General features: G+C 48.8%; 14 protein-coding genes. 13 read left to right on the forward strand and 1 reads right to left on the reverse strand.

The genetic code is table 11. The features are described 5' to 3' along the window. Positions 1-58: 58 nt before the first annotated feature. The 13 genes from AAC855_RS02730 (at position 59) to AAC855_RS02790 (ending at position 14,950) form a co-directional block, all read left to right on the forward strand. Positions 59-370: a hypothetical protein gene (locus AAC855_RS02730; RefSeq protein WP_340608093.1), complete on the forward strand. Its 312-nt coding sequence runs from the start codon at positions 59-61 to the stop codon at positions 368-370. Positions 371-382: 12 nt separating this feature from the next. Further along, on the forward strand, positions 383-1,210 hold the full coding sequence (locus AAC855_RS02735) for an AI-2E family transporter (protein ID WP_340608094.1): 828 nt from the start codon (positions 383-385) through the stop codon (positions 1,208-1,210). Positions 1,211-1,318: 108 nt separating this feature from the next. Continuing rightward, the gene (locus AAC855_RS02740) at positions 1,319-4,606 is read left to right on the forward strand and encodes a tape measure protein (RefSeq protein ID WP_340608095.1); all 3,288 of its coding nucleotides are present in this window, start codon (positions 1,319-1,321) and stop codon (positions 4,604-4,606) included. A 56-nt stretch (positions 4,607-4,662) separates the two neighbouring features. After that, positions 4,663-5,037 carry a helix-turn-helix domain-containing protein gene (locus AAC855_RS02745; protein ID WP_340608096.1) on the forward strand — a complete coding sequence of 125 codons (375 nt, stop codon included), beginning with the start codon at positions 4,663-4,665 and terminating at the stop codon, positions 5,035-5,037. 162 nt (positions 5,038-5,199) lie between these two features. Further along, the gene (locus AAC855_RS02750) at positions 5,200-5,463 is read left to right on the forward strand and encodes a type II toxin-antitoxin system RelB/DinJ family antitoxin (protein ID WP_099122554.1); all 264 of its coding nucleotides are present in this window, start codon (positions 5,200-5,202) and stop codon (positions 5,461-5,463) included. Then, positions 5,450-5,731, forward strand: a complete 282-nt coding sequence (locus AAC855_RS02755) for a type II toxin-antitoxin system YafQ family toxin (RefSeq protein ID WP_340608097.1) — start codon at positions 5,450-5,452, stop codon at positions 5,729-5,731. The genes AAC855_RS02750 and AAC855_RS02755 overlap by 14 nt, the downstream gene beginning before the upstream one ends. A 54-nt stretch (positions 5,732-5,785) precedes the next feature. Further along, on the forward strand, positions 5,786-6,121 hold the full coding sequence (locus AAC855_RS02760; RefSeq protein WP_340608098.1) for a phage tail protein: 336 nt from the start codon (positions 5,786-5,788) through the stop codon (positions 6,119-6,121). After that, positions 6,118-6,822: a phage minor tail protein L gene (locus tag AAC855_RS02765; RefSeq protein ID WP_340608099.1), complete on the forward strand. Its 705-nt coding sequence runs from the start codon at positions 6,118-6,120 to the stop codon at positions 6,820-6,822. The genes AAC855_RS02760 and AAC855_RS02765 overlap by 4 nt, the downstream gene beginning before the upstream one ends. Before the next feature lie 2 nt (positions 6,823-6,824). Continuing rightward, positions 6,825-7,538 carry a C40 family peptidase gene (locus tag AAC855_RS02770; protein WP_340608100.1) on the forward strand — a complete coding sequence of 238 codons (714 nt, stop codon included), beginning with the start codon at positions 6,825-6,827 and terminating at the stop codon, positions 7,536-7,538. Continuing rightward, positions 7,481-8,059 (forward strand): tail assembly protein, encoded by a 579-nt coding sequence (locus AAC855_RS02775; RefSeq protein ID WP_340608101.1) that lies wholly within the window; start codon positions 7,481-7,483, stop codon positions 8,057-8,059. Before AAC855_RS02770 ends, AAC855_RS02775 begins: the two co-directional genes overlap by 58 nt. Further along, positions 8,059-12,672 (forward strand): TipJ family phage tail tip protein, encoded by a 4,614-nt coding sequence (locus AAC855_RS02780; protein ID WP_340608102.1) that lies wholly within the window; start codon positions 8,059-8,061, stop codon positions 12,670-12,672. Before AAC855_RS02775 ends, AAC855_RS02780 begins: the two co-directional genes overlap by 1 nt. Next, positions 12,672-13,706, forward strand: a complete 1,035-nt coding sequence (locus AAC855_RS02785; protein ID WP_340608103.1) for a DUF6453 family protein — start codon at positions 12,672-12,674, stop codon at positions 13,704-13,706. The genes AAC855_RS02780 and AAC855_RS02785 overlap by 1 nt, the downstream gene beginning before the upstream one ends. A gap of 23 nt (positions 13,707-13,729) precedes the next feature. Next, positions 13,730-14,950 (forward strand): phage tail fiber protein, encoded by a 1,221-nt coding sequence (locus AAC855_RS02790; RefSeq protein WP_340608104.1) that lies wholly within the window; start codon positions 13,730-13,732, stop codon positions 14,948-14,950. A 49-nt stretch (positions 14,951-14,999) separates the two neighbouring features. Here AAC855_RS02790 and AAC855_RS02795 read toward each other — a convergent pair whose 3' ends face one another. Beyond that, positions 15,000-15,848, reverse strand: a complete 849-nt coding sequence (locus tag AAC855_RS02795) for a phage tail protein (protein WP_340608105.1) — start codon at positions 15,846-15,848, stop codon at positions 15,000-15,002. Positions 15,849-15,939 lie beyond the last annotated feature (91 nt).

Consider the following 15,939-nt stretch of genomic DNA (forward strand, 5'->3'; position numbering starts at 1 on the left):
GAGGAAGTTATTGCTAGCGACTGTTTCTCTGTCAGTGCTGATGCTGACAGGATGTAGTATGTCCACACCTAATGAAGTCCGAAACGAAGGCCCAATTTTTGAGGGGCATAGTAATAGAACGGCAAAAGAATTAGCTGGATGCATATATAATGGCTGGACTAATACGAGAGTTCTATTTGAAAGAGATAACACAACTCACACTGAATCTTTTAATGACATCATAACTGTATTTACTTGGAAGGACTCTATGTTTGCAGATGTAAAAAACTCTGCCAGCGGATCGAGTGTGAAATTCTATAAGACAATCATTGGCGCCGTTCCTGTTGAGGAAAACAGAAAAGAGATTGTAGAGAAATGCTTAGCGAAATAATGGTAAATAATAATGCAGAATGACAATAGCAATGACTTTATGATTGAGGTGTTCAAATTTTGCTTAGAGAAAGGCAAGTTCAAACTATCCGATTTCAATGAAAAATTTGACCTAAACACTGGCTCATCGATAGATCTTATTGGAAGACTTATCTATGAGGGTGCGGTAGATGAAACTAATGAAGTAGCTGTTTATTGTGTAACAGAAGGAGTTACTCTGGAGGAGTATATAAAATTCAAGAACAGCAATAATTCCAAAATAAAAGAGACAAAAGCTAATACTTCAAAAATAAAAATAGTCAAAGAAAACACGCCAACTTCTCAGAGAGTGTTAGCATTAGTAACTATTGCTGTTGTTCTTATCTCGTTTTATTTCCTTTCCAGATCGATTATCTGGATGATAGTAATGGCTGTATTGACATTCTTTGCTTATTACTTCTCCCCTACCGTAGAAAAAAAATTTCCGCATGCACTCATATTGAGTATTTACATCGTAGGGATGCCGATCATCAACTTTATTACTCCGATAGTTGGTGAAAAATATGAACAGAGAGTGGCGTTAGAAAAGGCTAATAGGATACTCAAAGATATGGAATATGAAAGTTTCCAAAAAGTATCTATGGCTGAATATTCAGTAAAAAAAATGCTGAAGGATCCCTCTTCGGCTGAATTCTCTAATGGTAGATTAGGTAACAAAGGAGCTGTATGTGGGCATGTTAACGCTAAAAACAGTTTTGGGGCTTATGCAGGTAAGCAGCGTTACGTTTCCAGCAATGGATTAAATATGATAGATAATGGAGAGTCTGATTTTGAGTCAGTATGGGAAAAATTTTGCCAATAACTTTGCTTTGACGTGATCATCGGCAGAAGCCCCATTTCCAATCAACATATTATAAGAATTGACCATAACCTCGCTTCGGCGGGGTTTTCTTTTTTCAGGAGCTAGAAAATGGCAGAAGTTCGTGTAGGTAATATTGTTTATCAGGTACAAATGGACGTAGCTCAACTACTGACCGCGCAGCATCAGGTTGATTCTCGGCTGGGACAGTTGGAACAACGTTTCAATCAGACGAGTCGATCAGTTCATGGGGCAGAACAGGCATTACTGAGCTTATCAAAGGCGGCTACTGCAGTAACTGCAGCATTGTCTGTTGAGAAAATTGCCCATTATGCCGATGCATGGGTTGTAGTGAATAACAAACTGGTTAACTCAATTAAAACGCATGAATCTCTGGCAGAAGTGACTGAACGTGTATTCAACATCGCCCAGAATTCCCGTGCGAGTTTGGATGCTACGGCTGCTTTGTATGGCAGACTTGAAAGAGCGACCCGTAGTTATGGTATGTCGGCTGATGATGTGGCGAAATTAACTGAAACGGTGGCAAAAGGTCTGGTGGTTTCAGGTGCGACTGCGGCGGAGTCATCCAGTGTCATGATCCAGTTTTCTCAGGCTATGGCCTCTGGCGTTCTGCGCGGTGAAGAATTTAACTCCATGTCTGAGAATGGCAGTCGTTTGATTTCAGCATTGAGTGATCACCTCGGCGTTAATATCGGTCAGCTAAGGAAAATGGCGGCAGAAGGTAAATTAACGGCTAAGGTGGTGTCCGAGGCTTTTCTTGCTCAGGCTGGAACTATCGCGAAAGAATTTGATAAAACGTCAGCGACAATGAGCCAGTCGATAGAAATGGCAGCGAACAATATGACCAAGTTCTTTGGTCAATCCACTACGGTTCAGACAGCACTTAAAACATTTAATAGTACGTTGGTTACAGTCAGTGAAAATATGGATCTTGTTGCGGGTGCTGCAACTGCTTTAGCTGTTGTGATGGGTTCAAGGATGGTGGGTGCAATGACATTAGCGGCGAGCCAAAAGATAACAAACACAAGGGCAGCTATAGCGTTAGCGCAAGCTAATAAAGCAGAAGCAGAGAGTGCCTTGTATGCCGCCAATATGACATTGCGCAAGGCCGAAATGGATAAAATCGCTGCGATTGAGGCAGTGCGCCACGCAGAGGCTGAATATGCAGTGGTAAAAGGAACTGATGCGGCCACAGCAGCACTAGCCAGACTCACTGCCACCCGTGCTACAGCAGCCTCAGCAACAGCCACATACAAAAATGCACAAGATGCCGCTACCGCCGCCCAAACAAGGCTTACAGCAGCTACCAGAGCTGCAAACGTTGCAATGAATGGACTCAAGAGCGTTGTTTCCTTTTTAGGTGGGCCGCTTGGTGTGGTTATGCTCGCAGCAACAGCCATTTATTATTTTAAACAGAGTTCAGAAGAAGCGGCAGAGAAAGCTGCCGATTTATCTGACTCAGTGAAAGATCTTACCCAAAATCTGGAGAAAATGACTAAGACTCAGTTGAAGGCGGCTAAAGCTAAGTTGCTAAACGACATGGATGAACAGGATGAGCAGATAAAAAGACAAAGGGTCAGGGTAGGCAGTAAAAAATGGGATGTTGAACGTAATGCTGGTAAATTTTATTCAACAGCTAGCGCCAAAGAAATAGAGAAGAAACAGCGTGAATATGATATTGAAAATGGCAAACTCGCTGACATGCAAGAGAAGCGAAAAAGACAAGATGAAGCACTTAAACAGATAACTACGCAACTTGCTATTGCAACAGACGGTGAAACCAAATCCGTTAAAGATAGTGCGGATGCTCATAAAAATAGAAGCGATGCTCTTGGGGAATCTTCTGAAAAGGCGGCTGATTTCATTAAGCAGTTGAAACAAAGCAATGAATTGCTCAAGACTCAAAAGGGATTGCAACGAGACTGGAAAGCCGCAGAACACAGAGCTGATAACATGGGAGCAAGCTCTGATCAAAAAGAAGAGATACAGGCTTTAATCAAAGAAAATAACCAGCTTGAGGAAGCCGAAAAACAACGTGAAGATGCTGCCAGAGAAGCAGAAAATGCCGCTCAAAAGGCTGCTGATGATGCCAAAAGACGCGCCGAAGATATTATTGCCGCACTTTCCAGACAGCGTGACGAAATAGACCGCATCAGAACAGGCTACAAAGAAGCCAGTCTTGAGATGGCTCAATATGATGCCGCAAAAGCCATGCCGGAAGGTTCCAGCAAGGAACAGATCGAACAAGCCAAAAGAAATGCTGCGGAAAGATACGAGCTTGAAAAAGATGCGGCAGCCAGAACGTGGGCACTTGAGCAGGATGCTTTAGCGAAATCCAAACAGGCAATGGATGAAGAACTTGAGCATTTAAGGCGCGTCAAAGCTCAAGGTTTGATTGAAAAAGAAGACTTTTATCAACGCGAGCAAGAGATAAGAGAACGCTATAAGAATAAGCAAACGGAAGATGAAATTAACAAAAATGTGGATTCATCCGTGGGCTTTAATGAGAAATTGTTGGGTAAAGCCGATCCTATCCAGCAACTCCAAAATGAATATACGCAGAAAATGGCCTTGCTGGATGAATATAATGCTCATGATATCGGTGAGCATGAAAGAATACTGCAGCTCAAATCCGATCTCACCCGCAAATTCAACGATGACATGACTAACGCCCAATGGGAGCAATGGAAGACTCAGAATGAAATGTATCAATTTCTGGGGAATTCGGTTGAAGCATTAGGCCAACGTTCCGCCAATGCCATCACCGGGTTGTTAACCGGCACCCAGACCGCCGATGAAGCTATGCGCAATCTGGCGCTAACTATCACTAATGAGGCCGTCTCTGCACTGGTTCAGATGGGGATGCAGCAAATCAAAAATATGATGATGGGGGTAGCTGCTAACAAAGTTGCGGCGGCATCGTCTGTCGCTACGGGTGCGACCATCACCACGGCAATGGCACCGGCTGCTGCGGCAACCAGTGTGGCGACAATGGGTACAGCCGCGACTGTCGGGATGGCAGCTATGACAGCCGCAGTGCCTGCTATGATTTCTTTATTGGGAGCGCGTAAAAATGGTGGGCCAGTCAGTCCGAACGGCGCTTATAGGGTTGGGGAGAACAATAAGCCGGAGATATTCAAAGCCAATAACGGTCATCAGTACATGATACCGGGCGACAGAGGCAAGGTGGTCAGCAACCGGGAGATGGGCAAGGGCGGTGGTGGTACTTCTGTGGGTAGCATCAATATTGCCTTTCATGTCCAGACGCAGGGTAACTTCTCTGAGCAGGATGCACGGATGATGTCGGGCATGGTCAGAAAGACCATCTATGATGTACTGACCGATGAGAGCAGGCCGGGTGGTATGCTGAATCAGTAGCACGATCTCAATAACCCGTTGTTTAATGTCAGGGTTAACACACTATTGGAGATAATATGGCTGGTATCCAGTTTATTGTAGATGAGAACGGCAACAAGCAAGCGGTAGTATTGCCTATTGCGGAGTATGAACGCTTATTGGCTGCGGCAGATCGTGATGAAGATTATGTCAGCATCCCTTACACCAAAGGCCCTCATGACGATGAAACCATCCCTCATGAAGTCATTAGTATCATGGTGGATGAGGAAATTACCCTTCATGCGGCATGGCGTATCTATCGTGGTTTGTCACAAACCGAAGTGGCGGAAAAATTGGGCGTAAAGCAAGCTGCCGTTTCCCAGTTTGAAAAAGCAGAACGCCCCCGTCAGGTGACATTGGAAAAACTGGCGGCATTGTATGAATGCAGGCCAACACAATTAACACCGGATTAACTGCAATCCCTTTCTATGAATACGTAATGACACAAACCCGTTTCGGCGGGTTTTTTGTGTCAACAAGATAACAATTTGTCTGATTTTTGTTCATTAAAGTTGAGGGTAAGCCTTCATTGAAATACAATTGAATTACATTGTAATTCAATAAGGGGGTTTATTATGGCGACAAATCGATTAGTGCAAGCCCGTATTGACGGTGAGATTAAAGAAGAGGCGGCGGCTGTTTTGGCAGCAATGGGATTGACGGTATCAGATGCGGTTCGCATGATGTTAACGCGAGTGGCGCGGGAAAAGACATTGCCATTCGAACCCTTAGTGCCAAACGAAACGACGATTGCAGCCATGCGGGATGCGCGTGCGGGCAATGTCACAAAGGCGGCTGATCTCGATACCCTGTTCCGTGATCTCAATGCGGACGCCTGAATACACGAGTCAGTTCAGACGCGACTATAAGCGCGAGAAGAAAGGTCGGCACAGTGCAACACTGGATGCTGACCTTCAGGCTGTCTTATCTCTGCTTCTGGCGGATATGCCTCTGGAGCCACGACATCGGGATCATCCGTTAACGGGTGACATGAAAGGCTTCCGGGATTGTCACGTAAAACCCGATTTGGTGTTGATTTACGAAAAACCGGATAAAGAAACGTTAACCCTCGTCCGCCTTGGTTCTCATTCAGAACTGGGTTTGTAATCTCTTTTAGAACATAGCAAAAGCCCCTAGCGGGGCTTTTTTTATAGGTGAAATATGACAAAACCAGAATTTATCTGGCGACCGCAGGATAACTATGAGGTCAGCCATGAACCGCGGGTCAAAGTGATTAAGTTTGGCGATGGCTACGAGCAGCGCATCAAAGACGGCATCAATAACCAGTTAAAACGTTATCAACTCAACTTTACCGGGAGTGCCGAAACCGGGCGTTCAATTGATGCGTTCTTACGCGCACGGGGTGCGGTGGAATCGTTTGTCTGGCTAACCAGTGACGATAATCAGTTACGCACATTTGTGTGTCGTTCGTGGACGGTCAATCGCCATCGGGTGCGCTGGTCAGTCAATTGTGTGTTTGAGGAGGTCGTGGCATGAGGGACATCCCGAAAGCAATGCGGGTGGCCGTCACTGAACTGGGCCAGAACGCTATTCTGAATCTGTATGAAATCGATTTAACGATGTTTGGGGGCGATGTCTACCGTTTCCATGATGGCATGAACGGCAAATTACAGCCGGTCATCTGGCAGGGGCTGCGCTATGAGCCGTATCCGGTGGAAGTGACCGGGTTTGAGATGAGCGGTAAAGGCCCCAGCTCCCGTCCGAAAATGGTGTTTGCCAATATCAATGGCTTATTGACTGCTATCAATCAGGATTTCAATGATGCGCTGGGCGCGGTGGTCACCCGCCGTCAGGTGCCGGAGTTGTATCTGTATGCGGTGAATTTTCCGAATGGCAACCCACAGGCCGATCCGACCCGTGAGGCAGTGAGCAAATACCTGATAGAACAGAAGCAGGATGCGAACGCGGATTTCGTGACCTACATCCTGGCCTTACCCAGTGAAACCGACGGGGCGCTCATTCCGGCGCGGGTGATTCAGGCGGATATCTGTTGTTGGCAGTACCGCTCTGCCGACTGTGGCTATGACGGCCCACCGGTAGCCGATGAAAAAGACCAACCCACCACTCATCCCTTGAAAGACCGCTGCTCAAAGAAATACAGCGGTTGCACGCTGCGCTATCCCCGCCCTTTGTCTATGCCCTTTGGCGGCTTTTTAGGCGCGAACAGGTTAGGTTAATCATGATTGAACACCACATTATCGCCCACGCGAAAGCGGAAGGGGTGAGGGAAGCGTGCGGCCTGATTGCCGGGGGGCGCTATTTCCCGTGCCGCAATATTTCACCGGATCCTGAGCACTATTTTGACATTAACCCCGATGACTGGATAACGGCAGAGTGCTTTGCTGATATCGAGGCCATTGTGCACAGTCACCCCAAGGGCAAGCTGCGATTAAGTACCGCCGACCGCACACAGCAACTCAAGACGGGCCTGCCGTGGTGGTTGGCTTGTGGTGATCGGGTGCACCAATTTCGCCCGGTGCCGCGTTTATTAGGCCGGGCATTTCTCCACGGGACACAGGACTGCTATTCGTTGATCCGCGATGCCTATCATCTGGCAGGCATCGAATTAGACGATATTCCTCGTGACGATGCGTGGTGGAACGCGGGGCAGAACCTTTATCTCGATAACAGCTTAAGTCAGGGCTTTGAACAGGTGGATGAAATCCAGCCCGGCGACATCATTCTCATTTGTCTGGGGAGTCAGACGCCCTGCCACGGGGCGATTTACCTCGGCAATCAGCAAATTCTGCATCACAGGCCAGATCGCATCAGCAAGCGCGATGTTTACGGTGGTTACTGGCTCAAATACACACATTCAGTCTGGAGACATCCACAATGGTCAAGTTACAGCTTGGAGGCCATCTTAGAAGATTTGGCCGTCGTTATGAGTTAGAGGTGCGTGACGCAGCAGAAGCGGTTAGGTGCCTGTGTTATCAGTTAAAAGGGTTCCAGCAGGCGCTGGCTGACGGGCAGTTCCGTATTCGCATTGCCGGGCGGGATATGACAGATCAATCCATTCCGGCAGGCATGAATCACCCGCTAAAGGATGGCGATACCGTGACGATTGTGCCGGTAGTCAGTGGGGCAGGCGGGAATAGCGCGGGGATAGGGATGGCGGTGTTGGGTGTGGTGGCGATTGCTGCGGCATTCTGGACAGGCGGTGCGTCAATTGCCATGTGGAGTGCTTACACAGCAGGGCTGGCGATGGCGGGGGTGGCACTGCTCGCGGCAGGGATGGCAACCATGCTGACCAAAATGCCGGAGAGTCCGTCGATGGGGTCCAGCAAAACCGAGGGCAACCGCTATTTCAGTTCACTGGAAAACCGTATCGGGCAGGGTTATCCGGTGCCGATTGCTTACGGTGAGCTGGTGGTGGGGTCGAACGTGATTTCTCAGGGGCTGGAGACAGAATAATGGCAAAAGGTGGCGGCAAGGGCAGTACCCCGAAACTGCTGGATGATAATCTGAAGAATAAGCAGTTTCTGAACATTGTTGATCTGATTAGTGAAGGGCAGATTGAAGGGCCGGTCGGCGGCTTGCAGGGATTCAGGATTAACGGCACGCCGGTTGTGGATAAGAGCGGTAATCCCAATATTCACGGCGTCACGGTTCAGTGGCGGGCGGGGACGCAATCGCAGGAGCCGTTAAGCGAGTATCCGTTTGTTGAAAGTGAAATTCCGGTCAGTGTTGAAGTCAAGAAAGACATGCCGATACTCCGATCGGTATCGAACCGCGATGTGGACAGGGTCAGGTTTACCGTGGGCGTCAGCCAGCTCGTGAAGACCGATGATAAGGGCAATCAGGAAAACAGTTCGGTACAACTGTCTATCGATGTGAATGACGGCGCTGGCTGGTACAACGCCAAGTTTGTGCATATCGGCCCGGCAAAAATCAGCGGGCAATATCTGGAATCCCACACCATTGATGCGCCGAAGAAAAAGCCGTTCCAAATCCGGGTGTCGCGTTTAACCGAGGACAGCAAAAGCGACCGGCTGCGTAATGGCACGGTCTGGGCCAGTTATACCGAAATTACTGATACCCTGATGAGCTACCCCAACAGTGCGGTGGTGGGGATGCGGATTGACCGCTCACTGTTTGCCGATACGCCTAAGCGGACTTATCACATCAAAGGCATGATTGTGCAGGTACCGGATAATTATTCCCCTGAGACGCGGGAATATAAAGGGGTCTGGACAGGGCGTTTTAAGCCTGCTTACACCAATAATCCGGCATGGATATTCTACGATTTGGTGACTAACACCCGTTATGGCATCGGGAAGCTGATGGGGTCGTTTGGCTGTGACAAATTCGCCCTGTATGCCATTGCGCAGTATTGTGATCAGTTGGTGCCGGATGGCTTTGGGGGAATGGAACCCCGATTTACCTGTAATGCCTATATTGCAAACCAGCGTAAAGCACGGGATGTGCTGGATGATCTGGCTTCGGTTTTTCGCGGGATGCAGGTCTGGAACGGGCTGCAACTGACCTGCTTTCAGGACAGGCCCACGGATCCGGTCTGGACATTCACGAATGCCAACGTGGTCGAGGGCAAATTTAACTACAGTGCGGCGGCAAAGAAAGCCCGACATACGATTATTGAAGTCACCTGGGTGAACCCGGAAAACGGCTGGAAAGAAGAGCGGGAACTGATTCAGGATGATGCCTTGGTTGACCGTCTGGGCCTGAATGTCAAAAAGGTGACGGCCTTTGGGTGTACCAGCCGGGGTCAGGCACATCGGGTCGGCCGATGGATCATCGAAACCGAAAAGCTCGAAACGGATTCCGTGACATTCAGTACCGGTCGTGAAGGGATTAACTGCATACCGGGTGACATTGTGGAAATTGCCGATAACACCTTCGCCACTGCGCGTATCGGTGGGCGGGTGCTGGATTTCTCCGATAAAACCGTGCGTCTTGATGCGCCAGCCGAGTTCGCCTCCGGTGAGTCCGGTTATTTCTCTTATATGGGCAATGAAGGGACGTTTGTCCGGGTGGAGATTGAATCCGTCAGTGGCGATGTGGTCACTCTGAAAGACGTGCCTGCGGGATTGCGGCAATGGGGCGTGTTCTCCATCGCTAAGCGATCACTGGTCACCCGTTTGTTCCGGGTTATGAGCATTGCCGAAGACACCAAAACAGGCCATTACAATTTTACCTGTATTCAGCATGAACCCCAGAAAGAAGCGGTTGTTGAGAACGGGGTGGATTTTCAGGGTACACCTGCCACGCAGAATGTGATCCGTATTCCCAATATTGAACGCCTGAGCATGGCGTACATTCAGGACAGTACGCAGGTGCAGGCCCGTGCGATGTGGGCGACGACGACGTTCAACCGCGCTGTCACCTTTGATGTGGCGCTTTATCGTGACAATAAAGTGGTTTCACACGGTAATACTCAAGAGCTGGAGTACTACTTCAGTGGGTTAGACGCGGGAGTGTATACGGTCGGTGTCCGTGCCCGTGACGACAGCGGCATGCTGGGTGATGAAGCCAAAGTGCCGATGGTGATTGGCGCGCCGGCGGCCCCTTCGGTTATCACGATTGAGCCGGGCTTTTTTGAGCTGAAAGCCCTCCCTTATATCAGTGCCCCCAAAACGCTGGATACGCAATTTGAGTTCTGGTTCTCAGACAGGCCAATCCCCGATATCAACGAGATTGAGACCAAAGCCGATTTTCTGGGTATTGCGAAATTCTGGACAAAAGGGAGACTGAAAGCTGGGACGTCCTACTGGTTCTATGTTCGCAGCGTGAATGAGTTCGGTAAATCGCACTTTGTCGAAGCACAAGGCAAGCCGGATGATCGGGCCAAAGAGATATTAGACATTGCGGGTAAGCAATTTCTGTCTTCTGAGAGCGGGAAGCGTCTGGCGGAAGACATCAGGCACAATGCAGACAAGGTTGAGGAGATAGAGAAGGTCACACAGGCGCTGGGTGATAAGACGATTGAACTGGAATCCACCACTCACCAACTGGGCAACAAAACGGTCAACCTTGAGGAACAGCTGGTGTATGTCGCTGAGGGGACGTTAGAAAATACCCACTTCACCACAGAGGTTAGTCAAAGGGTCACAGAGGAGTCCACTGATCGCAAAGCTGAAATTTATCGGCTTGAACAGGTTCAGGCCAACGACAGAGAAGCTCACACCAAATTCCAAGAGCAAATCAGTGCGAAGGTTGCGGATAATACCGCAGCGGCTCTGGAAGTTAAGGAAGCACAAGCGACACAAGAAGCGGCTTTCTCTCAAGCACTGAATCAGGTTAAGGCTTCCCTTAAGGAGACTGAGGAGGGGGTACAGGACGTTGCAGGGCGTGTCACTCATCACTCGGAAGCGATAGCCAATCTCGCTGAGGCGCAGGCGAAATTCGAGCAGACGACAACATCCCAGTTTGCCTCACAAAAAAGTGACCTCAGCCGGATTGAGACCTCTGTCACCAATACCGAGAAGGCGCTGGCCGAATCAATACTGCAAACATCGGCTGAATTCAATGAGTTTAATGAACGTCAGTTGACTTCTGAAGCCAAAATCATCAAGAACGAGAAGGCCATCGCCACAGAGTCGGCAGCGCGCGCTGAGATGGGGATTCAGATCGCGGCTAAGCTAGAAGCGTCAGAGGCTGCCATTGTTGAGATTAAGCACGCGCAATCTGAGACCGACAAGGCTTTTGCGGGATCCACCTCGCAACTGCGGGCTGAGATTCAGTCAGGTGATAAAAGGCTACAAGGTGAAATCGACAAGCAGGCCGGTGAGTTAGCATCAATCAGCAGTGCATTCACCGAGCAGCAAACGGCGATAGCGGATCTTGAGAAAACATCGACAGAACTGCAGGAAAAACAACACAGTCAGTACGAAGAACAGAAAGCGAGTCTCGGACGGGTCGAAAGCACGTTGACGACGGTTGAGAAATCATTGGCTGAATCTGTCTCGCAGACATCTGCAGAGTTCAATGGGGTTAACGAAAGACAGTTGATGTCCGAGGCTAAGATTGCCAGAACCGAGAAAGCCCTCGCGGAAGAGTCTAAAGCCCGTGCTGAGCTGGGATTGCAACTATCCGCGCGGTTTGATGACAACGAGGCCGCGATAGTCGAAGTCAAAAAGGCCCAATCCGCAACCGATAAATCTTTAGTGGAAACGAGCAGTCAGTTAAGGGCCGAGATTCAGAAAGGGGATGACGCGTTACAGGATGGGATCACTAAACAGAACGGTAAGCTCGCTTCCATTAGCAGTAAGGTTGATGGTCAGAATACCCTCATAGCGGATCTTGAAAAAGCCTCCTCTGAAATCCTCGCGTTACAAAAAAGCCAGTATGACGCCCAGCAGGCTCAGATAGCCCGATTAAACCAAACCGTCACCACGCAGGAACACGCACAGGCGGAATCTGCCCTGCAACTGGCGGCACAAGCCAGTCATTCAGCAGGCGAACAGCGGCAAATCCGGGCGGAAATCAGCCGGGTCGATAAGGCGCGGGCGGATGATCGTCAGGCGTTTGCCCAGTCGATTGACACTCTGACCGCCAAGGTGGGCGATAACGCAGCGGTGCTGGAAGAAAAAGCCACTGCCGTGTTTGATATCGACGGTAACGGTCATGCCATCAAGGATATCGGGGCCGGGGTCTGGTTCAAAGGTCAATTCTATAAAGCCGGGATGGTTATCGGGGCTGAGGTCAAAAACGGCAAGGTGGAAACGCACTTCGGGGTACGGGCCAACCAGTTTACGGTAGTCAATCCCACCAACGGCAAGCTGGAATCGGTTTTTATGATTAAAGACGGTCAGGTGTTTATCAAGGAAGCCTTTTTGGGTACGGCGGTGATTGACGGCGCCAAAATCAACGATGCCTCTATCACAATGGCAAAAATTGCCGATGGGCTGCGTTCAGATAACTGGCCGCAGGGTGGCTGGAATTTACCGAAGAACGGGGCGTTTGAGATGAAAGGCACGTCAGGTGGGGTACGGATCGCCCTCGATAACACCGGACTGGCGGTGTTTGATGGTAAAGGTGTGTTAAGGGTCAAGGTAGGACAAATTTAATGAGTGACATCGGATTATTAGTGCACCCCGGTGACGGGGGGAAACCTTACCGGCTGGATTCAGAACGCGCACAGACCCTGAGTCTGATACGCACAATAGCGGTCGATTTACACGGCGATTACCGTAAGCAGGGCTGGCAACAATCCCGTCATATTCCGGAAGCCAAGGATTTTAATATTGTCCTGATACCGACAAAAACGGTAATGGTGGGTCAGGATGGCAACGTCTCTGCCATTGTCGATATTCGGATCACTAACATCCGCATGGAGGGGGAATATCTGCGCTTTGAATACAGTGACAGCCCCAATGGTAAACCCGACTGGTATGGCAATGTCACCGGCTGGTTTTCCCCCTTTTTTGAACACGAGCAGAATTTTTATATTCAGGTGTGTGGTTATCCCAAGCATCGAGAGTCATTTGGCATTCAACTGGCGGGCATGAATGGGATTGCTACCCTGTCCAATCAGAACAGGATGGGCTATTGCGTTTACCGGGGAAAAATTAATTTAGGCCGTTTTGGACAATGGCGGGTGCCGGATGCTATCCCGAACCGCGAACAGTGTCTGGTGTTTGCCCGGACGGAAACGCCGGGGGCCGCTGTTGGCATGAATCACGATAAAGTCATAATGAACAATGACGTGCCCTGCGAGGTCTATGTCGTGATTTTCTCCAGCGGGTTCTCTCTCAAGAAACCCGATGTGGGTGTGGCGGTGTATAACGCCTCCGGGGAGATGACTTACTCATCTTATTATTCGCCGTTTTTTTTAGGCGAAATGATCCCCGTTCGAAACGGGAGCGGTTCTGCCAAAAGCATTGCCCGCCCGATGATACATCTTAACCGGCTGGCAAAACTGGCTAAGAATATCCGGGGAAACAGCTGGCGCTTTGCCGATTCCGGTTTCAGCTTCTCAGGCCACACTATTTCGGTGAATGAAGCAGGGAACATGGATTTTGAATATTTTCAGGCGAACAGCTTCAGCTATAAACCTATCAACTACGACATCTACGCGATTAACTTCGACGACTATTTCTAATTTTATTTTTTCAGGAATGCATCATGATTTACACACAAGGCACCCTTTCCACAGTGTTCGGCTCGGCTATTGTCCGCGGTACGGGCACGAAATTTAAAGATAACCTGAACGGTATTGCTCCGGGGCAGATGATACTCATCCAGTCCGGCAGCAGTAATTTGCTGCATATGATACAGGCAGTGAATTCCGATACAGAGCTGGTACTGGCAGATAAAGCTAAAACCACGCTGAATAACGTCACTTACCAGATCCAGACGACCGTGCCCAATTCTATCTCCGATGGCGTCCGGCATATGTGCGCCATTAACAGTAATATCATCCAGTTCTTGCAGAATATGGATCAGTGGATGACGCAGAATGGGTCAGTGAATGTGACGCTGCCGAATGGACAGACGGTGTCACTGCAATCTATACGAACATTGCAGGCGGCGATGGATGACAAACTGAATAAATCCCAGAATGGGACGGATATTCCGAATAAAGCGGCGTTTGTGAGGAATATTGGGTTAGAGGGTGCAGTCATTCAGAATGCTTCTGGGGTTCAATTCGCTGGTCAAGTGATAGCGGTTGGCGATGGGTATACTAATTTTTTGGCAAAACACGCGGGAACCGGACTAGCAGTTAATTTTGGGACGCAAGGTGAGTATGGATACGTCATTATCCAAAAGGGAAGAGAAACGTTGAGTAATTATCTTTTCCCTGAAGGCGTTCATGGAAATGTTTTAGCAATGGGGTGGGGAGGGAATGTTTATGCAGGTCAGGATGGTATTATCAGAAAATCCTCCCCTATCATTCAAATCCATCCCGATGGTAAATTCGAAACTAACGACGAATCCGAAGGCGCAATCGTCTCTAAACTCGGCCTCGGTCATTATCAGGTGACAGGTGTGCTGGGCTATAACGCGGATGGCGCTTGGGGTGTGCATGGCGGTATCTCCTCACCGAAGAACAACAACGGGCTGGAACTCATCTACATTGATGACAAGGTGAACAAGGACGGCAGCATCACGATTGAAACCTTCCACCGTCAGCATTCCCATTTACCGGAACGCTTTCAGAACAAGCGGATAAAAGCCATTGTCAACGGAGAAAAGGTTTATTATCAGGACGGCGAACCGTGCGATATTCCCGAAGGCTGTCGCTTGGATGTTCGTGTCCAGATGCCGGAGAATTCGGTGTGGAATGTGAAGCAGAAGGCGGCAGAGGTTGCCACTGATAGTGATCAGGCTGAACCGGTGGGGTAAAGGGGTGATTAACCCGCAGAAAGTTGCGGGTTATATCGTTAACTCAGAATTAAGCGGCTCTGACTATGTAATTGAAGGCTATGTTACGGGGGCGGGTTTCGTCCGCAACAGAAAATCCACCATAGACATTTGAGCTGTAGGTCCTGAAAAGGTTATCCGTCCATAAGGTTACATTATTTCCGACTGGGTCTTTTGTTTTTTCTATATTCACAGCGAAATTATTCCTTGTACCATCACTAAAAACAGTAGTGATCCCTTTTTCCGCCATTTCGTCATTACCATTACTTGTTGGTAATGCATGAAAATGGTTCTGAAATGCTGAATCCTGGAAGCTGAGGAGAGTACGCCCAGTATCAACCTTCTCCCTTTTATCACTCCACCCACGGATAAATTCCCCTCTCAAATCTGGCAATCTTCCAGATGGGTAAGCAAGAGCAAGCTTAGGGTATCTTACTCTATCAAATGAATCACCATTGCATATCAGCCAACCTTCAGGTGGGTTTTCTGTCGGCCAAGGAACGGGGACGCCAACAGGTAAGGCTGATCCTTCTGCTAACCCAAGGTTCTTTACAAACGCTTCCTTATTAGGAATATCAGCTCCGTTCAGGTCTTTTGCTAAGCGAGTATTGGCATTGTCATTCGCATTATCGGCGCTCTCGTTTGCATTATTGGCATTTTGATTGGCTGTATTGGCGAGGTCATATGCCATTTTTACGGCTTTAGATGTTGAAACGGTTAATTGACTGTCGCTATCAACTTCATTACTTAAAGTGACAAATCCCGGCTCTACCTGAGTTGCATATGGATGATTACGGCTCTCGGCATGCTCTTCAATTGCCTTTTTGACATCGTCCATTGTTGGAACTACTACGGAGCTATTACTGTCTTGAGTACTCATATTCATTCCCTCATCTAATCAACAATACACATTGCTAAATAACATGAAGGCGGTGGGAGACTTCTCCGCCGGTGAACATCAATAAAAGGGT

The organism is Xenorhabdus bharatensis (assembly GCF_037996705.1).
Taxonomy (GTDB): domain Bacteria; phylum Pseudomonadota; class Gammaproteobacteria; order Enterobacterales; family Enterobacteriaceae; genus Xenorhabdus; species Xenorhabdus bharatensis.